Below are 22,505 nucleotides of genomic sequence, written 5' to 3' on the forward strand. Positions count from 1 at the left end.
GGGGGCGCTAGTCGGGCTGTAGGCACACAGAAGACCGCTTGCGACCACCTCCACAAGCCACGTGCCAAAGCGTCCGATGCTCCGCGAGCCCGCAAATCAGACCGCCATACCGTCCGCGCATTTTTGAGCGGTCGATCAGTTTCGTGTGCATGCCTCCGCCTGGCTGCGTGAGCTCAATCGCGATAGAAGATGGCATTTGGGGGCTTGAGATTGTCGAGATCGGCCACTTTGCCCTCGGGCGGGTTAAGGGCGCGCTTAAGCACGTTATATTCAGCGCGGGTCGGCCCACCGGTTGAGGCACGCTGGAACACCAAGTAGAGTGTCCGCCGAGAACGATTGCTTTTGTTCGGTCGTGAGTAGTGCGGCGCGTAATCGTCGAAGATGAAGATGTCGCCAGCCTTCCATACTACCGGTTCCCAGGAGAACTTATCGGCGACTTGAGGATAGATCACCCCACCGGCATCCATGGGAAAGACCCCCTTTTTGTGGTTGCCGGGGCTGAAGAAAAGCCCGCCGTTTTCCGGGTCGGAGTCGTCGATGCCTATGGCAACCACGGCATGGACCATCCGGTCGGGGAGTTTGTGTGGAATGTGATAAATGTCCTGATGCGGGAGATAGCCGCCGCTGTCGGGGTAGTGGAAAATAAGCAACTCCTTGAGCCTGCGCGAATCTTCGCCAAGCAAATCTTCGACCGCTGACTTTATGCGCTGATCTTCTAATAGCAAACGACGCAATGGATCATGGAAGTCGAGAAAATTCTCGATCTTGGATATGATCTTTCGATTGTCCGTCGTCTTCTCGAACCACATGAGCCATTTATCATCGCTGACATCCCAGCGTGACACATCTTCGACAAAATTAGAGATATCTTCCTGAGCCGCTGGCGCAAAGAAGCTTTCGAGCCTGACGTATCCGTCTTTCTGCCACTTGTCTCTTTGTGTATCAGTCAGCATGCGAAAAGCCTCCTGTTGGAAAGACTGGTTGGTCGGACCCCAATTAGGGCAGTCGGGCGCTGGCAAGTTGCGGTCCACGGAAACGGTCCCATGCATGTGGGACGGCGATGCTAAGTGCGTTCCGCTCCGACGGATTTTTTCCGCAGAAGCCGGCGCGAGACTGCCTATGTCATGCTCAACCGGGTCCAGGGCTTCGGTAAACTGGGCCGGATCAATCGGTTCACCCGGTCTAGCCGCTACAAGCATCGCTAAAGGCCTGCACCATCCGCTGACCGCCGACCCAGCCATGGCCGTCAAGACCACGGCGCTCTTTCGTGTGAGCGACCTGGTACGGTCTTGACAACCGTAGGGGAAATGCACGCCCGCAGAATAATGCGATGCGCCGCTTGGTCCAAGAACTTGCTCCGTCACGATGATTTCGGAGAAGCCTCCGGCCTTCGCCGCAGCGGAGGCGGACAACGTTCCCAGGATACCACCGCCGATGATCAGAAGTTTACGAGTCATATCCCGCTGCCCATTTCTTCGGCTACGGGGGCGGGCCAGCTCTCGATCGAGGTATGGCTAATGAAGCCAGGATGCTCGGGGTTCGCGCATGGCGCGCGCCCAAGAAGGCTATCGAGGATGCGGCGCGCGCGCCAGGCCAGCAGACTTAGGTTCGGATCGGCCAGGCCGCGCTGCCCGAGGCTCGCGTTTTGTACGAAGATGCGTCTGTCACGCGGTCCGTCCCAGCTCACCGAAAAATCGTCGCGAATAGCTAATTCATTGTCGATATGCTCCAGCCGGTGCGCGATAGGTTCCAAGAAGTCTGGCATCGCGTTCTCGTAACCGGTGGCCAGGATGACGATGTCAGCCGTGATTTCTTCGACCTCGACCATGCCGTGCTGCAGGGTCAGCCTGTGACCCGCGCCGGCGTTCATGCAGTGCGAGACGGTGCAGCCCGGCCGCAGTGTGATGTCGGATCGGTTTGGCTCGAAAAATGAGTGGCGGTAGAGCGCCTGATAGATCGCGCGCAACGTGCTTTCTGAAATGCCGTCCGAGGCAAGCACGAAACGCCGCAGGAGCAGCTTACGCTGCGACTCGCTCATCGCCGCGAAACGATCCGAAAAGCAGGGCATGAACAACTCGTTTGTGAACGGGCTGTTGTCCAGAGGCAGGTAGTTTTCGCGCTGCGAGACCCAAGTGATCGAGGCAGGCCGCCGTTCTTTCGGCAGGCCGATAAGATGCAACATCACCTCGGCTCCCGATTGTCCTCCGCCGACCACGCAGACATGCTTTCTCCGCACCTCAGGGTGGATGTGCAGTAAAACAGATGAGTGGAACAGGTTGCGTCCAGTCCAGCCCTGGAACTGAGGCGGAATTTGCGCCTGCTTGCCAATGCCGACCACGACGTCTCTGGCGCCGAGAACCGCCTTATCCGTCCGCACCCGAAACTCGCCGTCAAAGCGGATTTCGCGCACTGTCTCGCCGCCAAGCACAAGTGGGTTCCTGTGGAAGACCCAGTTCAGGTATTGTTCGAACTCCACTCTGAGCACGGCTTCGAACTGTGCGTTCAGGAAGTGATACAGACGCCCCTTTTCGTGCAGGAAGTTTACGAAAGTGTAGGCTGATCGCGGATTCACTAGAGTGATCAGGTCCTTGAAGTGGCTGACCTGGAGCTCCGAGGAATCGAATGCACTGCCTGGATGCCAGCGGAAGTCGACCTGCCGATCCAGGAACACCGCCCCTTTCCCGACTTGCTCGTGTAGCTGACACGCAAGGCTCAAATTGGACGGGCCAGCACCGATCCCAACGCAAGATAACTCCACTGCTTCCTCCTATAGAGTCTTCCCACTAGGCTGCTTGTTCGCGGCGAATATCGGCCGCAGCCACTGGCCCCCCCCTCGCGGACGTTCGGAGCACCGGTCCCGACCGGGTTTGCGAGAATTTGTCCAGCGCGTTCGCGTCGTCGAATGTGGACCGGAGCATTCCGGCGCGGTAAATCGAGGGGTCAGGCCGGCGACGTGGGCAACGACGTATGCCTTTCCGTTCGTCTGGATGCCCGCGTGGCCGTCACGCGAGACGCTTTGCAGGCCCATTAAGGTGTTTGAAGCCGGCCCAATCGCCGGCCCGACCATGACGCGCCGTCCTTTCGGCGACTTGATGGCAGGCGAGAGCGCGGTGTTCACTACGGCGACGGCATTTTCGGTGCGCATGATCATGGACGGCGTCTCGCTGATGCGTTCGCAGAGTCCCATGCATAGGCCGTGCCAGAGAAGGAAACTTTATTAAACAACGGGTTGGCGGATTTACGTCCTGTCCGAAATCCGACATTGAGGGGGACGCTTCAGGGCGGCGCCCGATTTGCACGTCGATGTCGCCTTTTCCGAATAGCTAATCGGGCACCTTCTGCACCAGAATACTTCTCATGGAGACCAGCATCATGAACGGACAGTGCAGAACCTTGTGTCTCTGCCGGACAAATCGCGATGTGCCTCTCCCATTGAGGTCGGCAGTTGCAAGAGCTGCCAGATCCTTCGCCCTATCGTGCCGTTGCACTGGCTCGATCCCGACATCCTCGGAGGCGGCGATCATGAAGAGTGACGCAATCTCATGTCCGCCGCGACGCCTCTCTCATGAGGAACCAATTCTCTGTGTTGGTGTCGGATCGATGCTCTTGATGACATGGTTGCGGATGGGCGCATGCCCAGACCTGAGCGCATCAATGATTGCGCGATCTGGGGCCTTCACCAACTGGATTGTCGAATCTCTGTAAAGATAGCGGGAAGGAGAATTGCGTTCTGACCAGTCTGCCGGTTCCAAAAGCACGACGCCATTCGGTCCCTGCGACTCAATCCAGGCGGGGGGATGAGGCCGCACAGCAGTCTTTTGCGCGCCCACCGGTCGGCCAGGATGGAGCCGTCGTAAACGCAGTTATTCGATGATCGCCGCCGCAGAGTCCGCAGACTGTGCCGCGCCCGACACCGGCGACGTAGTGGCCGTCGATCGCCCCGTCGCCGATGTCGATCCGAAGCTCGGCCAGTTTCGCAGTGAGCTTCACTGCTTATTCCGCAGTGCCCACCGAGCTCGCACAGGAGGTTCTCATCAGGCGGTCACGGCTGCATTCGTTGTCGGATCTTCGACGATGTCGGACATCAGACACAGCGCAATCAGGGTAATCGCATTGTTCTGAAATGGTTTTCTCATTTGGCACGACACCTGCAAAGCAGTCCGCAAAACGCGCTGCGGCACGGACTGAGGAGAAATCATGCCATGATCAAGCGCGCCGAACATGCGGTCGCAGCCGCGAAGCAGACTGGGCAATGAGCGCTCCGCCACTATCAAGCAATTCGAGCAGGATTTTTCGTAATTCAGTCCACATTTCTGAAGAGCAAGGAGAGAATATCATGGCGAGAAACCAAATGCGCGCGGCGCGGCGAGTAACAGCGGCCGTTGTCCTCATTGTGATGGGACAGCAGGCCGTCGCGGCGGACCTTGCGCAAGCGGCGAGCGTCCCGCAGGCGGGAGCCTCGGTGACGGAAGCGCCAAGCCCTTGGCAGCTCCGCCTGCTTGCGTTGGGGGTCGTCACTGAGGATTCGGGCTACGTCAATGCAGTGCCCGGCTCCGATCTTTCGTATTCGAACACCGTGACGCCGGAACTCGATATCTCCTACTTCTTCACGGACAACATCGCCGCCGAGCTCATACTCGGCACCACCTATGCTAACATCGGGGGCCAAGGTACGATCGGCGGGCTGGGCAATATCGGCAAGGTTTGGCTGCTGCCGCCCACGCTCACCTTGCAGTATCATTTTACCGATTTAGGCGCGTTCAAGCCCTATGTAGGCGCCGGCGTGAACTACACGATCTTCTATAACCAGGGTGCCGGCAGTGCCGATGCTCTCAAGGTCAAGAACACGTTCGGCACCGCGCTGCAGGTCGGATTCGACTACATGGTGGATCAGCACTGGGGCGTCAACTTCGACGTGAAGAAGCTTTTCCTCAAGCCAGACTTCGACGTCACGGTCGACGGCGCGAAGCTGACGGGAAAGGCGGAGCTCGATCCCTGGTTGATAGGCGCAGGTGTCACCTACCGCTTCTAACTACGAAAGGTGAAGACGGCTGCTGATCGCCGATCGGAAATAAGGGCGCCTCGTGCGCCCTTTTTTACGGTCGTCCCTGCACGGGTGACACCTGAAGAAGCCGTTGTCGAGGGGCGGCCGCCCTCCTCCAGCGGACCAAGAAGGGTAACCTCGTGGTCAATGCGGGCTCGACTAACGCCTGAAATGGAGGTGCTTAGATGCGCTTCGGACCAGGATGGCTATTGGGTATTGTTGATGGAAACCAAAGTTAGGGTCTATGCGCGGCATCATTCTCCCGGACGTCATGTTTGAGCTATGCGCCTGTGTTAAGCAATCACGGAACTCGTCGACGCCGACAAGATGCCTTGTCAGCCACGCTGCGGCAGCTGCTGTTCTTTTGCTGCAGGAGCGGCCACTGGCGCATTGGCTGCATTCCTCGGCAGGACGAGGCCTGCTTTTGCGCTGCCCCATGGCTTGACCCATGGCACGGTGCCGGGCTCCAGCTCGGCAATGATGCGGTCGGTGATCTCCTGATAAAAGGCTGGCGCCGGGGCGCCTGCCCTTGCCTGCGCGAGCCTCTGTGCAGGCACAACGCTTACTGTTTGCATGCGCCGTTTCATCCTCCGCTCACCAATCGCCGCGGCTTTCCCCGGGAGCGGGGTGGGCGGCGAGTCGCGACCGGAAGGGCCCGCCGTAGTAGGCGGACCGCACCCGAAGGACCGGAACGAAGAGGAGGACCCTGAGCGGCACGCGAAGGGTTGCGGGCTGCCGCGGCGGGCCTAGAAGCGAGTGCCGCCCACCCCGCTTCCGGGGAAAGGCCAACAGACAAACCGCGCCGCCGCAAAGGCGGTGGCCGTCACAGCCCGAAGGGCTGCCCACGCCAAGGGGCGAAGCCGAATGGCCGAGACCGCCTGAGCTTGCCGAAGAAANGTCACAGCCCGAAGGGCTGCCCACGCCAAGGGGCGAAGCCGAATGGCCGAGACCGCCTGAGCTTGCCGAAGAAAGCGGGCTCGGTTCACGAGCACCGGCTGCGAAGGCGCGCGGGCGTTCCTGTCAGCAGCATGAATGCCTGAAAACCTTCTGGCCGAGTCTCATCAACCGCGTTTCCGTCCCCGCTTCCAGATTTATTCAGAATGAGGGTTGAGTAGATCGGCCGGATCGATTCCGAGCACTCTGGCGAGTTTCGCCACCGTATCAATGCTGGCGGCATAGACCGAGCGCTCAAGTGCGCTGACATATGTTCGGTCAACGCCAGCCTCATGCGCCAGTGCTTCCTGGGACAATTTCTTTTTTTGACGATGCCTACGCAGATTGCGGGCAAAGACCTCTCGGATTTCCATGCACGAGAAGCCACCCTCTTGTCGAGGATTTCACCACGGTGTATTCTCTACAAAGATCAGAGACAACAAAGGGCGAGCGGCTGCACGACAACATTTCGCGAGGGCAAATCCCCTGAGCCGTGAACTCAAGGACGGGAATCGTGAAGTTTGTCAGCCAAACAAAGCGCACGCCATCTACAGGTCACGCGCGCGACGCAATTGTGCCAGAAGCTCGCAAGGATCGATACCGAGAGCCTCGGCGACGTCGAGAAACTCGATGACGTCCAGCCGACGTTCACCACCCTCGTACTTGGCCACGAAGGATTGTGGCCGGCCCAACATATCAGCAACCTGGGTCTGGGTGGCCCCTTTGGTTTTGCGCGCCGCAATCAGTCGTTGTAGCAGCCGGCGCTGGCGAGCTGATCGAAGTGATTTCGGCATCAGACGAACCGGGCCAAGAAGGAACCGGCTCATGGACTAATCCCAGTTTCGGATTATCCCATTTTAGGATATTGTGCGGTCAAAGATTTGCGCGGCGCGGGATAGGTCTTATGGCGAGAGATGAAATGGTAGACAGATTGCTCAAACCTGCTGTTGCCGACGAGGTCCCATGGGCGGAGAGCCTGACCGCTTACGACGATGAGCACTTCACGACATATTTGAAGCTCTTAGATGCATGCGCCGGCAATGCCAGCGAAGAAGAGATGGCCCAGGCGACATTGGGAATCGATCCGGTGCAAGAGCCAGCGCGCGCCCAAAGGGCGGTTCGCAGCCATCTCGCGCGCGCCCACTGGCTGGTGGTGGCGGGGTACAAGGAGCTGTTCTCTGGCCGCCAAAAGGCCTGATGGTGGCGTTATAGAAGAAGACGCTTATAACCACCGTTCATTAGCGAGCGCCCGCGTCTGACTGCACGGCGGACGCTGTCTCGAAGATGGTCACCGGGGTCGGCCCAGTCCTGCTCGACACGGGCTCTGCCGAAGAGAGCAAGGCCGATTTCGCGGTGTGATACGCCAGCGATGAAGCCGTCGAGGGCATGCAAGACTCGGCGCAACCGCGGGCTACGGGGCTCGGTCGGAAAGAATCCTGATTGCAGCCTGCCGGTCCAACAGAGGCTGTTCAGACATTCCAACGCGTTCAGGCGCTGCTTCAGTTCCTCTGGCGACCAGAGGACGGAGGATGTCAATCGCACAGGTTCGAGGATGCTGACGCCGGAAGCAGCCAGCTGCAAGCTCCTGCCACTGTCCTCGACCAGGAGGTGCTGATGCCCGTCCCGCGTGACGAGCATGGAGATGCGGCAGGAGTGCCGGGCGAGATCCAGCAAGTCGACCCCGCGCGGCCGCGCCGCCGTTTCGGCCACAATGGGCAACACATGCGGACATTGGCAGGGGCACCAAAAGACGCTCGCATCAGTTCCTTTTGAGCTTGCAAAACAGAAGGCCCCACCGCGAGAGATCAACAGTATTCGAAGCCAGGCTGATAATGTCCATGGACCGGGCGTTCGTGCGTTCGGCACCGCGTAGCGCGTTCGCCAGATCTTTTTGGAAGTCCGGATTGCGCCTGAGGAATTCCCAGGCCCAGCCTCGGCTTGTGAGCTGGTCGACATAGCCATAGGCACGATCATCTTGCCTGTCCGGCCAAGCAGGGCCAGGTCTTGTTTCGTCCATTGCATCATGTCCAAAAAGGGTTGGATTGCAGGCTCAGGCGATCTTAATGACCGGGGTCCACAGGACCGGGCCCTTGAGCCCGCCATTGCGGCGGAGGGCTTCCAAGCTCTCTCTCGAGACGTCGAGATATCCGGCAACGGCGCGTGTGTTGCCAATTGTTTGCGGATCGGACAACCGTTCGAGTGGCCAGCCGGCGCGACGCAAAATCCGCTCCATGCGCAGATCGGTTACGGTGACGATGCTGCGCAGACCGCGTGACAAACCAAACTCGACCATTCCGGCAAACAGCTCGTAGGTGCCAATTGCGATGCCCGCCTGTTTGGGGGCGGAAGGCGGCAGATCAAGCGCAAAACGGCTGCTTTCCCAAACACGTGGATCTTCCGGCGCTGGACGGTCGGCAAGAAGAGCGAAGAAGCTATCACGCAGCATCGTCGGTCCTGTAGTCGGCAACAGGCGCACGCAGCCGTCGATGCGTCCGGCGGGCGCACGCAGCAATATGTAATGGGGACGAAGCGCATCGAACGGATCGACCTCAAAGCCGCCGCTGAACGAAACGTCCCAACCAAGTCGATCCCTGAAAACGCGATACCGCAAGCGATGCATCTGCTCGAGCTCGTCGCTGAACTCAGCGTAACAACCCGGCGTGATCAACTGCAACATGATGGCCTTCTCCTCGCATGGATAGCACCTGCGATTGAAGGCAAAGGCCGGAGTTGAAACAACCTGTGTATGTGCCCAGGTTCCGGGAGGTCAGGTGAAGAGAGATGGCCGCGACAGTGCAAGCCGAACAGCTGCCTGAATAGCCGTTTTCACGCCAAGCTTCTTCCTGGCGTTATCCCGATGATAGGCTGCGGTGCTCCGACTGATTCCCAAGATGCGGCCGATTTCCCACGCCGTCTTGCCCCGAGCCGCCCACTTCAGACACTCCATTTCCCTTCGAGATAGGGGTAACGCCATCCACGGTCCTGCCGTCGTCCAGCTTGCGACAGGCATGAATATGGAAGAAGATCGCGATGAGTTCGAGCGCGCGGTCATATCGATTAATCAGGCGAAAGAACGGTGGTCGCCTTTCATCGGAGGCGAAGGTCAGTGCTGCAAATTTACCGGTTCTGTCATGGATCGGGATCGTGAAGCCGCAGTGAATGCCAAATTGCGTCGCCTCATCCATCAGTTGTCGCTGCTGCGTCGATAGTTCGAGATCAGCACCGTGCGCATCCCAGTTGAATGGTTCCTGACCACGACGCGCTTGATGAATTACCGGGTCAATCTTTTCATACCGACTGTGAAGGTAGTGAGATGTCCAGGATTGAGGGTAGGTGGAAATCAGGCGCACGTTGCGGCCCTTGCCAGAAGAAGGGGAAAAATAGGCGAAAGACGGCAAATCGAGCGAAGAGGCAATCTCGCCCAGAGCGTTGCGCAGGTCAGTCGCGTCAGCGCTGTCTGCGATCTGCCCTACAAATCTATGAAAGGCGTCTTGCATAGCTAAACTGCAGTGAGTTCTGGCCCCTCACATAGGAGCCAAGACGGGCCGGCCAAAGCGCAGCCATTCTGGGTGAAGGCCCGGCCGGAGACTGAGCTCCGTGCCGGGCCGGTGCGCCTTGGGAGGGCGATATGTGCTTCGACGGCGCTCTTGTCGACACCGAGATCTTTCCAGCGTCATCTCCTAGCAGGTGACTGTTTGCGGGCTGTTGAGACTGTAGTTGTCTCTTGGGTCTGCACTTCATTACTCCACGGAGGAGCTCAGTCTCACGGTAGATTTCGGTCTGGCGTCTGTGAGAGCGTCTCCTCTACAATTCTTGCAACAGCCTACGCCCCCGTCTCGGACGCGAAGGCGGTACTGTGTTTTTCGAGAGTTGGCGTCGGGCGATAGAGCGGCAAAATTTGGCTGTCATCAGAACGTCCATCCGGAGCTCCAATAGCGGCATGGCAAGCTAGGCAACTTCCCCGCCGGCATCGAAGCCGTAACACCATGCCTCAATCGCCCTATGGCTTGGCGCACGCGTTTATGGGACGAAAAACTAGGTCGTGATCGTCTCTAAATAGACCGACACCGCACGTGGCCGACCTGGTTGCCCCTAAAAATCCAGCCGGCCAATGTCTTGCAGCATCTCTATAACGCGGACGTGGTAATTCGAATCGTTGCCTTCCCTATTCTCCACAACGCTGAAGAAAACCCCCACGACGCCGCTTACTAAGTCAGCGATCATATACTGGCCGCCAAAGCCGCCGTGGCCCAGCCAACGGCCGTCAGTGTTGGTTTGATTGCTGTAGCGCAGCCAGTCCCGTGGTGCTGACATAGGTATGCCACCTACCAGCGAGCGCTCGATGAAACTGGCGCTCCCGACCTGACGATCTTCCATCCCTTTGCCACGTCTTACGAAAAGCGAGCCGTATCGTGCCAAGTCGCGTGCTGTGACACAGACGCCGCAACCTATATTAGGGAACCCCTCCCGGTCCGCAGTAATGTGAAGGCAACCCTCAATCCCTGTGGCGTCGGCTATGTCTGCTAGATAAGAACGCATTGATCGGCCACTGGCGGCCTCAGCGATCATTGACAGTACGTCGGTATTGGAAGTCTTGTAATCCGCAAAACCCGTTCGGTTGACTGTATCAGACGAGCTGATAGTCGCTAAAAAGCTGCGCATTGTATGCTCGTTCTCTGGAGTGGCGGGCAGACGCAATCCTCCGGCCTCCTCATGGGCGTAGGTGGTGGATCGCAAATCGCTCAGATCTTCGCTATAATCGTTGGCAACGTCCATGTTTAATACTTGTTGGACCGTTGCGCTGGCATAGCCGCTTCCGATCCATGGCAGATAGTGAGCAACCTTCTGGTCCAGTTCAATTTTACGGTCTTCCAGTAGGCGGCCTATAACAAGATTCATCAAAGTCTTACTGACTGACATGATACTGTGCGGGCGATCCGGACCGAAATCAGACGCGTAGCGCTCGAACAGCAGCTCGGTACCACGGACCACCGCCATTGCGGAGAACCACGGTAGCGAGGTAAGACGGTGCACCGAGTCCATTTCCGCGATGCGAATATCCATGCGCTTTTGCAGCTCCATCACCCGGGCAGCGCGAAAGCTCAATCCGTAACGCGCGATACGATGCAGATTGTGAAAGCCGTGTCGGCGATAGTCCGGGTAGTTCCAGCGGCTTTGCCCCAAGGGATTGACTGTCAGGTCAGGGTTCGTCTGGCTCATTGTTACTCTCTTCAGGCAGCATGAATAGGGAACGAAGGTCGGTCTGATGCCAAGCGTTCACCGGCTATCTTCTTCAATTCTGCGCTTTCCCATCATCGTCGGTTCAGCCTATCAAATGTGGCAGAACATCCTACCTCAGGTTACGTTGATGCTGCATCGGCTACTGTGGCGCGAATATGACATGGCTCGTGCGTTTCTGTTGAATAGCTGTCCGGCATGCTGCCGTCTTGGTCAAATGCAATTTTTCTATTGTCGCCATCTGGATGCCAGATGGCCGCTCGCTGGTATGGCCTCTCAGCCATTGCCAACAAAAGGCCGCGGCGGCGGTTCAGTTGCCGTTAACGGCGGCGGTTTATTCTATCCGTAATGCGTGCAGGTCGTCATGCCACAAGCAAGTCTAGCTAGCTAGTAGCTAAGCAGATGAGCCAACGCCGGCCCAGCACGAATGAGGTCCCATGAGCTACCGCATTCCGGTCGACAAGATGCCGAACACACTGAAGCATTCCGGTCGCGCCCCTTGCTGCTAGGCAACGTTTCCGGCAGCGCGGGGAGGACCACTGCACTGCTTGCAGCATTCAAGGCGAGGGACAAATGCGGCGGCACTTCTTGCAGCGGCACGCCCAAGCTTATCCAGGGCGTCGCGTGCTAGGTAGGCTGGTACTGACAATGTGGACGACACCAAGGGCGGTAGTCGGGCGCGGGAAAGCCCGCGCATAGGGTGAAGGGAAGCTGTCAAGCGAAGTGAGGATTTGACCCCTTGGGCAAAACGAAGAACTGCCCCCGGGCAATATTCACGGTCCGATGACCCATGCCTGTGATGTCGCTACTCGCGATCAGGCAGCAAAGTCACTGGCCTGCGGCGTTCGAGATCGCATAAAATCGTTCCGTATCGCTGACCACGCCGGAATGCAAAGTCGTCAATGCCGATGATGGTGAGCTCATCACGCGGCTGTTCAGTCCCGCGGCGCACGACACGCAACAGTGTATCGTTTCTCAACGGCATCATGAGGCGATCGGAAAGGCCGCAACCGGCCTGTCGCCAAGCGCGAGCCCCAAGTGATGAATGATCGTCTCAAGACGTCCGGTCCTTCGCGATAACGGAGCCAAATATCGGCGCCAAACCGTTCGGCAAAAATGCGGCGGCGGCAAAGAACGGCATCGGAACGGCTGACCTGATGTGGTGGACGGCCTCCGCTCCCGGCATCGCAATGTGCCAGTGTGGTTGTCGAACGTCACATGAGGGAGAACCGTCCATGGAGAAGGTTAGCACAATCGGTCAGGATGTCGCCAAGCACGTCTTTCAGGTGCACGGCGTGGACGCGGAGGGCGCGGGTGGTTGTGCGCCGGAAGTTGCGTCGTGACGATGTCGTCGCATTCTTTGCGTCTTTGCCGGCATGCCTGATCGGCATTGAAGCCTGCGCAACGAGCCATCACTGGGCTCGCGTTCATGGGGCTGGGTCATAAGATCCGGCTGATGCGAGCCTCCTATGTGAAGCCATAAGTCGAACGGGTGACGCGCTGCGCGGCCAACTGGCCGAGTTCGGGATTGTGACGCGCCAGGGCATTGCCGGCGTCGGGATGCTGATCCGGCTCGCCGAAGACGAGAACAACGAGCTTATCCCGCCGCTTGCCCGGGCTGCGCTTGTCCCCTGGTTGAGCAGTTACGGTTGGTGCATGAGAAGGTCCGTGAACTGGATCGTCAGATTCATGCCTGGCACCGCTCGAATGAACAGAGCCTGCGTCTGGAGACGATCCCCGGAATCGGTCCGATCACAGCCAGCGCGATCGTTGCAACCGTGACAGACACCTCCCTGTTCAAATCCGGCCGGCAACTCGCGGCTTGGCTCGGCCTCGTGCCGCGACAGAACTCGTCCGGAGGAAAGGATAGGCTCGTGCCGGATCAGCTAGCAGGGCGATCTCTATATCCGTCGACTGCTTGTCGTTGGCGCACATGCGGTCCTCAGATTCAGCCGCAAGAGCAAAGCAGCGCCTACCCGCTGGGCTGCCGAGCTTCTGACGAAAAAGCCCTATAATGTCGTCGCCGTTCCTCTTGCGAACAAGATGGCGCGGATCGTCTGGGCGCTGATGACTACGGGCAAGCGCTTCGCAACTTCGCCGGCAGCGTGACTTAGTCGCAAGGGATACGCAGAGATTGGTGAGGTGCTGATGGTGTGATGGTGGACGGTCGAACCGAAACCCGCTCAGTGGGTGCCGCTCAAAAAGCGCGTTGACCTGTCTGGGATCCGATCCGCGGACTTCATCAGGGCCAGCGGCATGAACAGGCCGCACTCAAAGGCCGAATACATGCCTGCACCCGATTGACCTGTCATCAATGTCAGAAAGCCCTTGCCACGCGGAGGCCGTCCATACATGCCACTGAACTGTCATCCAGTGGCGATTAGAGCCTCGGCCGGTTTGCGAACCGTCACCCGCACAATCAGCCGACCGGCGATTGGCAAATCGGCGACTTGCCGCAGATATCGGCTCTGGGTCCCGATTGAACGGGTCCCGCAGCACGGGCCCCTTGCCAAAAGCGCGGTAGCGCGCACGTCAAGAAATACCAACCTGGTCGATCGACCCATGCCCGACGACGAAGCCCGCCGGCGCCAGTTTCGTCGACCCAGATCACCGTTGCATCGTCGGAAAGGTTGAGGCGCCCGACCCGAACATCAACATGAGGCACTCAAAAGGACCATGACCCCGGTCGTGCGAGATCCGGATTGACAACTACCTGCAATTAAAGGGCCGTCTGACATTCAGCTCGGTCAGCTTGGCCGATCAGCCCGATCAAAGCATCGACATCGGCGTCGAATGCCGCTTCACTCTTATCTGTCCAGTGGCGGAAGGAGTCAATCAAGAGGGCGGCCTTGCGTGCGGAGTTGGCATGGCATTTTGTTCCTTTTTCAAAAATAGTGAACGGCAGAGCTCAGTCGCTTTCTAGTCGCCTATCGGCAGTTGTCACCGTCGCCCAGAGAAAGATCAAAAATCATGCCAATCTGGCTGATAAAGCTGAGGAAGAAGCCTTGCAATTGCTTTTCAGATATTTAACCTGACGAAGACAGGTTAGCTAAATACGCGTCTCTGGCGAAATCGGACAAACCCGACACACGACATATCGAGAATGAGACGATTATGTCTCATGCGACACTCATCGATCCAACCGGATCGCCGCCTTCCAGGACTTGTCGACAGGACTCCGCCGCATAGCGGGCGGATTAAAGCGGCCGTCGCGACCCTGAGCGAAGGAGTTGCAATGGACATTCGAACGCAACAATCACAGCGTTCGCTTCCACTCAGCAAGGACCCATCCTTCGACCCGGCAGCGGCTTGAGGTTCGGCGCATCGATCTCCTCGACAGCGGTTGGTCACAGGCAGGGAGCCAGCGGGCAACACGACAAATGCGGATCCGTGCTCACCGGGCCGAGACTGCCGAAATACGGTCACTCGGGAATTGCCTGCTGCGACTTGCCGCCAGACTCCGGTGGAGGCGGACGGGAGCGATTGTCGGGTGAAGACCAGTGCCACGGCTTGGCAACTATGCCGAGAAATACCGCGCCGGCGATCCCCATCAAGCGCGAACTGGCTGGGTTGATCGGCATTTGCCTGCGGCCGGTCCAGAGTGAATTCAAAGATCGGCCATTTCGCTTGATCTTTGCAGGCCCTGGTCCCCGAGGTCACCCTTCAAAGCCTCATTTCTCATTAGGAGTTGATTGCAATGATCTTTTCCCAGCGAGTTCTCTAATCGCCTCTATCGATGGCCCTTTTTTCGTAAGCGCCCGGTAACGCGTCCACATCGTTGGCGGGCCTATTGCCCCGTATGAATCTGCCGTGATTCTACCTGTAACGCCGAACCACGGAGGCTTCACGGATGCGAGACAAGACCAGCAGCAGCGAAGCCGCTTGCAGGAAGCTTTGCGCGGCGGCCCTTCCGGACAAGCGCCTGGTTCGCCGGTTGCAGCGGTTGCTGGATCAGCTGTCAGCAGCGCCAGGCAAGCCGATCCCGGCGGCCTGTGGTAACTGGGCAGGGGCGAAGGCGGCCTAGCGCTTCTTGACAACCCGCGGTTGACCGAACACAGCGTTCTCGCCGGCCATTTCGCCGCGACTGCGGCGCGCGTTGCGGCGAGCGAAGGTCCGATCCTTATCCCGCAGGTCACGACCGAATTTATCTACAGCCGCGCGCAGCCGGGCAAAATCGGCTTCACCAAGACCATCAACGCCGGGCGCTACAAGGCTGGGCAGCCGCACGTGCTGACCTTGTGCGGGGTACTGACGCATTCGAGCTTGGCCGTCACCCTCACCGGCACACCCCTCGGTCTGACGGCAGTGAAGTTCTGGACCCGAACGAAATTCAAGGGAACGCTCGCGCTCAAGCGGCACGTCAATCCCACACGCGTGCCGATCGAGACGAAGGAGAGCTACCGCTGGCTGGAGAACTTGCGTCAGTCCATCGCGCTCGTGGGCGCGCCCGAGCGCTGTGTGCATGTGGGTGACCGGGAGAGCGACATCGACGAGCTCTATTGCACCGCGCAGGACCTTGGTACCAGCTTCCTCGTGCTGGTGCAGACGAACAGGCTGGCCGAGCGGCCTGCCGATGCCACCCACACGATCCTGCTCATCGCGTCTTTGCCCAACTTGCGGCGGCGCCCGGGCGGGACGTCATCGCATTACGGTCGATCAGGACGAGACGACCTGGCTGCAGGTGAAGTTCGCCGCCATCAACACATTGCCGCCGGTGGGCAAGCAGAAGCGCTACAGTCTGCAGGCTCTGACTTACATCCACGCCCTTGAGGAGAATCCGCCGCCCGGTCGCGAGCCGATCGACTGGAAGCTGGTGACCAACCTGCCGGTCGAAGATCTCTCCGTGGCGGTCGAGAAGCTCGGCTGGTACGCCCTACGCTGGAAAGCGGAGGTGTCCACAAGGTCATGAAGTCCGCCTGCCGTGCCGAGGAGGCGAGGCTCGAGGCCGCAGAGAGGCTGGCGAAGTTCCTCGCTCTCATCGCGGTGTTCAGCTGGCGAATATTCTTCGTCACTATGTCGGCGCGCGCCAAGCCAGACGCCGCGCCCGACAGCGTTCTCGCCTTCGCCGAGATCACTGCCCTCGACCAGATCGACGCGTCTCGAACGCGACCGCGCCTCCAACGGCCCACGCTCGCCGCCTACCTGCTGCAAATCGCCATGCTTGGCGGCTATCTCGCCCGCAAACATGATCCGCCGCCCGGTAACATGGTCGTCTGGCGCGGCATGACCCGCTTGCACGACATCGCCTTCGGCATCTCCATTGGATCAAGCCGACGATATGGGTAATCGAAAGCCGGTGAAGACCGGTGAAGCCGGTGAAGGCCGGTGAAAGCCGGTGAAGGCCGGTGAAGCCCGGCGCCTTCCAGCTGAGCTTGTAGATTTCAATGTTTCTCAGGACCACAGGCATTTTGATGTCGGCGGCGCGCAGCCAAAGAAAGACCTGCCGGGCACTACCGAGCTCACGGAACTAAGGTGAACACGTGTCGAACAACTCCAGCCACATGTTCGTCGGGATCGATTTCGATCTTGCCGAGTTCATTCCAACAAAAGCCGGTTGGAAGCATGAAGCGGTACTCGCCGCGCTGGGCCTTGGAATCGCGAGCGACGATTCCACGTTGGCGAAGCAGGCTCAGCTCATACTCCGACATCGTCCCATCAATCCGAGCGGCAGGCGGTCGTTGACCAGCCGCGGATCATAGGCGCCGGATCGATGACTAACGCGCCGGCCAGGGCGCAAAGGTCGATCAAGTGATGCCAGTCGCGTCCATTGCGTGCCAGCCGCGATGCCTCGATGCAACCACGGCACCGACGTCACCCGAACACACCATCGCCACAAGTCGCTCAAATCCAGGCCGCTGCATCATCCCGGAACCCGAGCGGCCAGATCGTTGACAAATCCAGCGGTTTCCGCAGCCTGTGCCGAGTCATATTGCCGCCGCTGGCTTTCGACATTCCCCATGACTTGCGATATTGTTGATTGACGAACATAGACGAGCGGGGTGCGGCCGAGCTGGTCAGGCGTGATCTTGACAATCATGATCACCAATCATGATCACCTCCTGACATCTGAACGGTTTCGACGCCCGCCGCTTCCCAGCAAGAGATCGGCGAGCGCTTGGATCAGACCTTTGGGATTGGCGCCCAGCGGCTCTTGGAGAACTAGCCCGCCTTATGCATGACAGCGTGTTGGAGAGGCTGCGGATGCGGGACGAAACCGGCGGCGGACGCGGCGTTATGGCTCGGGTGTATCGGGTTGGGGTGGGTGGCGGTTTGGCGGGCGCGTGATTCCATCAGGCCATGGCGGAGCCACCAGATTCTCGAACACTGACCCTGCGGACCTGCTCGACATGATCCTGCAGTTGCGGGCGGAGGTTGTCGGGCTTCGGGCCGAGAATGCGGCTCAGAAGGATGAGATCCGGCGTCTGAAGGGTCTACCGCCGCGCTCGACGCTGAAGCCGAGCGGGATGGAGCAGTCGTCCAAGCGGAGCTCGCCTGCGGCAACGGGTCCGAAGCGGCGTGGCTCGAGCCGGGCGATCGTCACCGAGCGACGTCTTTGTTATGAGCCGCCACCGGGCTCGCGGTTTCTGGGGCGGACAAGCTTCGCGGTGCAGGATCTGACGATCGGGGTGCGGGTGGTCCGCTATGGTCGGGACCGCTGGCGTTTGCCGGATGGCCGGATCGTCGTCGCTTCCGCTGCCGGACGGGGTCGACGGGCACTTCGGTTTGGAGCTTCGGCGGTGCTGTCGCTTTACCACCAGGGTCAATCGACCGTGGAGCGGATCGTCGCGTTGCTGCGCGACTTCGGTGTGTCGATTTCCAAGCGCCAGGTCGTGCGGATCCTGACCAGCAAGATAGACGCCTTCGTCGCCGAAGCGAAGCAGGTTCTGACAGCCGGGCTCGCTTCGGCCGGTTGGGTCAGCGTCGACGACACCCGGGCCCGCCATGGCGCGGTCAATGGCGTGTGTACGCAAATCGGCAATGACCGGTTCGCCGTGTTCACGACCGCCAAGTCGAAGAGCCGGCTCAACTTCCTGCGGCTCCTGCACAGGGTCGGCCCGGTAGGGCCTGAACGCCGCCTCACGCGCCTACATGCTGGAGCGGGCTGCCGGTGATCACGACGGATCTTCTGCATGCCGGGCGCGAGCCGTCTGGGTTCGAGGACGCGGTCTCATGGGACGCCCATCTACTCGCCCATGGCCTAGAGCCCAAGGATGGCCCTCTGGACCCGTTCCGCATCGCCAGTGAAGGGCGCGTTGTGGGGCGGTCTGACCGGCAAAGGCCCTCGACGGCACCGTCATCCTCAGTGATGGGGCGGGCCAGTTCGCAATCGGCGAGCAGGCGCGGTGCTGGGTCCATATGAGCGGCAGATCCTGTGTGTTGTTCCCATGCTATGTTTGGGGTGGGAAGGAGACCGACAGGATCCTGGTCGTCCTTTTTGAGGACAGGCCGTGGCATGGCTCGGTCCCTTCCCACCGGTGAACCATCAACCTGAACAGTTGCACGGGGCTGTTCCAAGCAGACCCCGCACCACAGGAAGAGGCGTGGACATGATAATGTAGAACTATGTCGGCTGCGACATCTCAAAGCAGTGGTTGGACTTTTTTGATGAGGCAAGCGGTCAATACCATCGCATCGACAATCAGGCCGATGCGATCGCTGCCTATGTGGCAGGCCTGCATCCCAGTCGAGACTTCGTNATACCATCGCATCGACAATCAGGCCGATGCGATCGCTGCCTATGTGGCAGGCCTGCATCCCAGTCGAGACTTCGTGATCATGGAGGCGACAGGCGTTCATGACCGCCTGCTGCGTCATGCGCTGGCCAAGGCCGGCGTGCCGTTCTCGCGGCACAATCCGGCGCACACCCACCACTATGCGAAGTCGACGAGACGGCGCGCCAAGACCGACCGTCTCGATGCCAGGATGCTGAGCGACTATGGCCGCCGCTATCACCCGGAAGCCGAGCCGGCACCGCGCGAAGAAGGCGAACACCTTCAATCGCTTGCCCGCCTTCGCGACCAAATGGTCGAGATCAGGGCAACGTTGAAGAAACAGCGCAGCGAAGCCTTCGGCGCGATTGTCATCGCCGAAATCGAAGAGCTGATCGCTACCTTCAATGTCCGCATCAAGGGTATCGAGGGGCAGATCGCCCANATCACCCGGAAGCCGAGCCGGCACCGCGCGAAGAAGGCGAACACCTTCAATCGCTTGCCCGCCTTCGCGACCAATGGTCGAGATCAGGGCAACGTTGAAGAAACAGCGCAGCGAAGCCTTCGGCGCGATTGTTCATCGCCGAAATCGAAGAGCTGATCGCTACCTTCAATGTCCGCATCAAGGGTATCGAGGGGCAGATCGCCCAAGCCATTACCCAAGCCGAGGACATGGCCCGCGACAACGCGCTGATGATCTCCGTACCCGGCGTCTCCAAGATCACTTCGTTCTCGCTGNGCTGGCGCACCTGCCCGAGCTCGGCCAACGCTCACCCAAGTCGATCGCGGCACTCGCCGGCCTTGCTCCCTTCGACAACAAGAGCGGCAAGCTCAATCGCAGGAGCCAGATCCAGGGTGGTCGATCACGCGTACGTCGCGCACTCTACATGGCAGCGCTCGGCGCCATCCGGGCTTGTGAGCGCTTCAGAACTTTCTACACCGCCATCGCAGCCCGCTCAGGTTCCAAGAAACTCGCCATCATCGCCGTCGCAAGAAAGCTTCTCGTCGTCCTCAACGCCATCATTCGCGATAAAAAAGCATTCGCATGAACACAGTTGCCATTCCGTGATCTTGATCGAAGGATGCAGCGGCACAGAATTCTGCAGCGTTTTCAACGCGTTAACGTCACGGCATGGATCCTAGGGTCTGCGCTGCGTCGCTTCGCTCCTTGCTTCGCCCTAGGATGACGATGCCACTGGTGGCTCTCTGCCCTTAAAATCCTTCGCCAGCAAATACAGTTCCACCGACTCATCCCGCGACGCCGGCGGCTTCACGTGGTGCACCGAGCGGAAGTTCTTCTTGAGCATCGACAGCAGCTCGTTTTCGGCGCCGCCTTGAAACGTCTTGGCCAAAAAGTGCCCGCCCGGCTTCAGCACCGACAGCGCGAAATCGGCGGCCACCTCGCACAGATGCATGGTGCGGATGTGGTCGGTTCGCTTGTGGCCGGTGGTCGGCGCGGCCATGTCGGACAACACGATATCGGGGTCGCCGCCCAGCGCCTCGGCGAGCTTTTGCGGCGCTTCCGGGTCGAGGAAATCCATCAGCAGCACCGGCGCACCCGGCACCGCATCCATTTCGAGATAGTCGATGCCGATGACATGTGGATTATCAGCCGTCGATTTCGTCCTCGCGGCCGCCACCTGGCACCAGCCGCCGGGGGCCGCACCGAGATCGATGACCTTCATGCCGGGTTTCAGCAGATGATGCTTGTCATCGATCTCGATCAGCTTGTAGGCCGCGCGCGAGCGATAGCCGTCGGCCTTGGAGCGCTGGACATAGGGATCATTGATGTGGCGCTGCAGCCAGCGGCGCGACGATTCCTTCAGGCCGCTCTTCTTCTTGATCCGCGTCTTGAGGACACGAATGCTGGCGGAGCCCGGCTTTTCCGGCTTCTTGGTCACTGTCGGCCTCGCCCACTGTTGCGCCAGACGCCGTCATCGGCCATCAGCTCGCTCAAAATGCCTTCGCGTAAGCCCCGGTCGGCGACGCGCAGCCGCTCCGACGGCCACACCGCACGGATGGCTTCCAGGATAGCACAGCCGGCCAGCACCAGGTCGGCACGGTCGGCGCCGATGCAAGGGTTGGCGCAGCGCTGCTGGAAGTCCCAGCCGACCAGCTTTTCGACCATCCGGTCGACGCTGTCGCGGTCCATCCACAGCCCGTCGACGCGGCGCCGGTCGTAGCGTTCGAGATCGAGATGGACGCCGGCCAGCGTCGTCACCGTGCCGGATGTGCCCAGCAGATGGAATTTCGGACTGGCCAGCACATGGCTCAGCCGGTCGCGGCCGTCGAAGGACTTTAGCCGCACCGCGACATCATCGACCATGGCGGCAAAGATCTCGCGCGTCACCGTGCGGCCGCCAAAGCGCTCGGCCAGCGAGACAACGCCGACCGGCAGCGACGTCCACGACACGATGTGGTTGGCCAGCCGCGGCGAGCGCTGGCCGGTGAGGTCGATCAGCGCGATTTCGGACGAGCCGCCGCCAATGTCGAACAGCACCACGCCTTGCGTATCGCGCTCGACCAGCGAGCCGCAGCCGGATACAGCAAGCCGCGCTTCGGTCTGGCGGTCGATGATCTCGAGCTTCAGCCCTGCCTCGCGCTCGACGCGCTGCAGGAATTCGACGCCATTGTCGGCGGTGCGGCAGGCTTCGGTGGCGATCAGCCGTGCCTTGCGGATCTTGCGGTTGCGCAATTTGTCACCGCAGATTTTCAGCGCCTCGACGGCGCGGTCCATCGCCGCCTGGCTCAGGTGCCCATTCGCCGTCAGCCCCTCGCCCAGCCTGACGATGCGCGAGAAGGCGTCGATGACGCGGAACTGGCCAGGGCGCTGCGGCACCGCGACCAGCAGCCGGCAATTGTTGGTGCCGAGATCGAGCGCGGCAAACACCGGCAGTTCCTGCATCGGCGGACGATGCATTGGCTGTTCCGGTCGGGATTGTGGCGCCGAGGGCAAAGGCACCGGCGCTGGAGCGGCCGGGCCGACGGAGGCCGGCGCACCGACCGCTGCGGCCGTTGCGAGAGGGCTGTCGTCGCGCGCAAAAACCTTGCGCCCACGCCGGCGCTTGCGCCGCTTTCTCGCCTTGCCTCGCTGATGCTGGGCTTCGCCGGCCTGTCCGTTACCGGACTGAGGCCCCGCCTGGCGGGGCCGCCCGGCGGATGGGCTTGGCCCGCCTGACGGCGGCGAAGCCCTGGACACGCCCACTTCCGGCGCGCCAGCGCCGGTGTCGTGGTCTTCCACTTCAGTTCCTTCCGGCGCCGCGCGAACCGGAAAACCGGACGCAGCAGGCGCTTCAATCTTTTAAGTTGCCGCCAGAGTAGCAGCGCCGGGCCGGATCACCAAGAGCAAGGACTCAAATTTTGCCGGCTGCGTCCTGCCAGATCCCCGCTGCTTTGCAGCGTCCCGGCGTTCGCTAGCCTTTCATCTTGCCACTGGCACGACGAATTCGCCGTTGGCGAACCGGCTGCTCACCCTTGCCGGTTGAATAGCCGGCTTCAATGAGGCATTTCTGAAATGAGGGGGAATTGGTGAATCGCGGACGTTTTAACGCCCGCCTGGGCGATGGGCAGCAACACATGAC

25 protein-coding genes and 3 pseudogenes are annotated in these 22,505 nt (G+C 60.1%); 11 read left to right on the forward strand and 17 right to left on the reverse strand.

Features of this window, described 5'->3' with window-relative positions; translation table 11 throughout:
- Nucleotides 1-173: 173 nt before the first annotated feature.
- The 3 genes from X750_RS1000000167570 to X750_RS149045 form a co-directional block, all read right to left on the reverse strand.
- Nucleotides 174-953 carry a phytanoyl-CoA dioxygenase family protein gene (locus X750_RS1000000167570; protein WP_023707204.1) on the reverse strand — a complete coding sequence of 260 codons (780 nt, stop codon included), beginning with the start codon at nt 951-953 and terminating at the stop codon, nt 174-176.
- A gap of 500 nt (nt 954-1,453) precedes the next feature.
- Nucleotides 1,454-2,758: a SidA/IucD/PvdA family monooxygenase gene (locus X750_RS149060; RefSeq protein WP_023747678.1), complete on the reverse strand. Its 1,305-nt coding sequence runs from the start codon at nt 2,756-2,758 to the stop codon at nt 1,454-1,456.
- A gap of 1,276 nt (nt 2,759-4,034) precedes the next feature.
- A complete protein-coding gene (locus X750_RS149045; RefSeq protein WP_031242947.1) occupies nt 4,035-4,253 on the reverse strand; it encodes a hypothetical protein in 219 nt (72 codons plus the stop codon).
- A gap of 98 nt (nt 4,254-4,351) precedes the next feature.
- Between X750_RS149045 and X750_RS149040 the strand changes: the two genes are divergently transcribed.
- On the forward strand, nt 4,352-5,032 hold the full coding sequence (locus tag X750_RS149040; protein ID WP_031242949.1) for an OmpW family protein: 681 nt from the start codon (nt 4,352-4,354) through the stop codon (nt 5,030-5,032).
- Between the two features lie 347 nt (nt 5,033-5,379).
- Here the strand turns inward: X750_RS149040 and X750_RS1000000165820 are convergent, their stop codons facing one another.
- The 3 genes from X750_RS1000000165820 to X750_RS149025 form a co-directional block, all read right to left on the reverse strand.
- The gene (locus X750_RS1000000165820) at nt 5,380-5,631 is read right to left on the reverse strand and encodes an ArdC-like ssDNA-binding domain-containing protein (RefSeq protein WP_023747683.1); all 252 of its coding nucleotides are present in this window, start codon (nt 5,629-5,631) and stop codon (nt 5,380-5,382) included.
- Nucleotides 5,632-6,135: 504 nt separating this feature from the next.
- Complete coding sequence (locus X750_RS149030) at nt 6,136-6,351, reverse strand: helix-turn-helix transcriptional regulator (RefSeq protein WP_023682784.1); 216 nt, start codon at nt 6,349-6,351, stop codon at nt 6,136-6,138.
- Between the two features lie 174 nt (nt 6,352-6,525).
- Complete coding sequence (locus tag X750_RS149025; protein ID WP_348524474.1) at nt 6,526-6,804, reverse strand: helix-turn-helix transcriptional regulator; 279 nt, start codon at nt 6,802-6,804, stop codon at nt 6,526-6,528.
- Between the two features lie 77 nt (nt 6,805-6,881).
- Between X750_RS149025 and X750_RS149020 the strand changes: the two genes are divergently transcribed.
- Nucleotides 6,882-7,175, forward strand: coding sequence for a DUF2285 domain-containing protein (locus tag X750_RS149020; protein ID WP_245271854.1), 294 nt, complete (start codon nt 6,882-6,884; stop codon nt 7,173-7,175).
- 8 nt (nt 7,176-7,183) lie between these two features.
- Here the strand turns inward: X750_RS149020 and X750_RS1000000166965 are convergent, their stop codons facing one another.
- The 6 genes and pseudogenes from X750_RS1000000166965 to X750_RS149005 form a co-directional block, all read right to left on the reverse strand.
- Entirely contained in the window at nt 7,184-7,615 is a 432-nt protein-coding gene (locus tag X750_RS1000000166965; protein ID WP_245271868.1) for a DUF2285 domain-containing protein, read from the reverse strand.
- Nucleotides 7,616-7,736: 121 nt separating this feature from the next.
- A complete protein-coding gene (locus tag X750_RS1000000166970; RefSeq protein ID WP_023747687.1) occupies nt 7,737-7,994 on the reverse strand; it encodes a DUF6499 domain-containing protein in 258 nt (85 codons plus the stop codon).
- Between the two features lie 33 nt (nt 7,995-8,027).
- Nucleotides 8,028-8,654: an acyl-homoserine-lactone synthase gene (locus tag X750_RS149010; RefSeq protein WP_023747688.1), complete on the reverse strand. Its 627-nt coding sequence runs from the start codon at nt 8,652-8,654 to the stop codon at nt 8,028-8,030.
- Nucleotides 8,655-8,744: 90 nt separating this feature from the next.
- A complete protein-coding gene (locus X750_RS1000000167575; RefSeq protein ID WP_198020980.1) occupies nt 8,745-9,029 on the reverse strand; it encodes a helix-turn-helix transcriptional regulator in 285 nt (94 codons plus the stop codon).
- 22 nt (nt 9,030-9,051) lie between these two features.
- A pseudogene (locus X750_RS1000000167580) lies at nt 9,052-9,474 on the reverse strand (autoinducer binding domain-containing protein); the annotation flags it as partial.
- A gap of 595 nt (nt 9,475-10,069) precedes the next feature.
- Nucleotides 10,070-11,197, reverse strand: a complete 1,128-nt coding sequence (locus X750_RS149005) for a serine hydrolase (RefSeq protein WP_023747689.1) — start codon at nt 11,195-11,197, stop codon at nt 10,070-10,072.
- A 46-nt stretch (nt 11,198-11,243) separates the two neighbouring features.
- On the opposite strand from X750_RS149005, the gene X750_RS1000000165825 reads away from it, so the two are divergent.
- A complete protein-coding gene (locus X750_RS1000000165825; RefSeq protein ID WP_156932405.1) occupies nt 11,244-11,564 on the forward strand; it encodes a hypothetical protein in 321 nt (106 codons plus the stop codon).
- Between the two features lie 459 nt (nt 11,565-12,023).
- Here X750_RS1000000165825 and X750_RS1000000164565 read toward each other — a convergent pair.
- Nucleotides 12,024-12,292 (reverse strand): annotated as a pseudogene (locus X750_RS1000000164565) (ISL3 family transposase); the annotation flags it as partial.
- A 158-nt stretch (nt 12,293-12,450) separates the two neighbouring features.
- Between X750_RS1000000164565 and X750_RS1000000164570 the strand changes: the two are divergent.
- The 5 genes and pseudogenes from X750_RS1000000164570 to X750_RS1000000166990 all read left to right on the forward strand — a co-directional run bounded on the left by X750_RS1000000164570 (nt 12,451) and on the right by X750_RS1000000166990 (nt 16,501).
- Nucleotides 12,451-13,324, forward strand: a pseudogene (locus X750_RS1000000164570) (IS110 family transposase).
- Nucleotides 13,325-14,064: 740 nt separating this feature from the next.
- Nucleotides 14,065-14,250 carry a hypothetical protein gene (locus X750_RS1000000165830; RefSeq protein ID WP_156932406.1) on the forward strand — a complete coding sequence of 62 codons (186 nt, stop codon included), beginning with the start codon at nt 14,065-14,067 and terminating at the stop codon, nt 14,248-14,250.
- A gap of 815 nt (nt 14,251-15,065) precedes the next feature.
- Nucleotides 15,066-15,239: a transposase gene (locus X750_RS1000000166980; RefSeq protein ID WP_245271855.1), complete on the forward strand. Its 174-nt coding sequence runs from the start codon at nt 15,066-15,068 to the stop codon at nt 15,237-15,239.
- Between the two features lie 20 nt (nt 15,240-15,259).
- Entirely contained in the window at nt 15,260-15,985 is a 726-nt protein-coding gene (locus tag X750_RS1000000166985; protein ID WP_245271856.1) for a hypothetical protein, read from the forward strand.
- 135 nt (nt 15,986-16,120) lie between these two features.
- A complete protein-coding gene (locus tag X750_RS1000000166990; protein WP_032904554.1) occupies nt 16,121-16,501 on the forward strand; it encodes a hypothetical protein in 381 nt (126 codons plus the stop codon).
- 173 nt (nt 16,502-16,674) lie between these two features.
- On the opposite strand, the gene X750_RS1000000166995 is transcribed toward X750_RS1000000166990, so the two are convergent.
- Together X750_RS1000000166995 and X750_RS1000000167000 are read right to left on the reverse strand one after the other, a co-directional pair.
- Nucleotides 16,675-16,863, reverse strand: coding sequence for a hypothetical protein (locus X750_RS1000000166995; RefSeq protein ID WP_031242953.1), 189 nt, complete (start codon nt 16,861-16,863; stop codon nt 16,675-16,677).
- Nucleotides 16,864-17,075: 212 nt separating this feature from the next.
- A complete protein-coding gene (locus X750_RS1000000167000; protein ID WP_245271857.1) occupies nt 17,076-17,252 on the reverse strand; it encodes a hypothetical protein in 177 nt (58 codons plus the stop codon).
- 310 nt (nt 17,253-17,562) lie between these two features.
- Here X750_RS1000000167000 and X750_RS01000000163045 point away from each other — a divergent pair, with 310 nt between their 5' ends.
- From X750_RS01000000163045 to X750_RS1000000167385, 3 genes are all read left to right on the forward strand, one after another.
- Entirely contained in the window at nt 17,563-18,327 is a 765-nt protein-coding gene (locus X750_RS01000000163045) for a hypothetical protein (RefSeq protein WP_050588776.1), read from the forward strand.
- Between the two features lie 535 nt (nt 18,328-18,862).
- Nucleotides 18,863-19,525 carry a transposase gene (locus X750_RS1000000163730; protein ID WP_198020981.1) on the forward strand — a complete coding sequence of 221 codons (663 nt, stop codon included), beginning with the start codon at nt 18,863-18,865 and terminating at the stop codon, nt 19,523-19,525.
- Entirely contained in the window at nt 19,443-19,973 is a 531-nt protein-coding gene (locus X750_RS1000000167385; RefSeq protein WP_280805549.1) for a transposase, read from the forward strand. The genes X750_RS1000000163730 and X750_RS1000000167385 overlap by 83 nt, the downstream gene beginning before the upstream one ends.
- 129 nt (nt 19,974-20,102) lie before the next feature.
- On the opposite strand, the gene X750_RS149000 is transcribed toward X750_RS1000000167385, so the two are convergent.
- Nucleotides 20,103-20,825 (reverse strand): RlmE family RNA methyltransferase, encoded by a 723-nt coding sequence (locus tag X750_RS149000; RefSeq protein ID WP_023705807.1) that lies wholly within the window; start codon nt 20,823-20,825, stop codon nt 20,103-20,105.
- Nucleotides 20,822-22,165: a Ppx/GppA phosphatase family protein gene (locus X750_RS148995; RefSeq protein WP_023747697.1), complete on the reverse strand. Its 1,344-nt coding sequence runs from the start codon at nt 22,163-22,165 to the stop codon at nt 20,822-20,824. The genes X750_RS149000 and X750_RS148995 overlap by 4 nt, the downstream gene beginning before the upstream one ends.
- Nucleotides 22,166-22,505: the final 340 nt, after the last annotated feature.

This window comes from Mesorhizobium sp. LNJC391B00 (assembly GCF_000502535.1).
GTDB lineage: Bacteria > Pseudomonadota > Alphaproteobacteria > Rhizobiales > Rhizobiaceae > Mesorhizobium.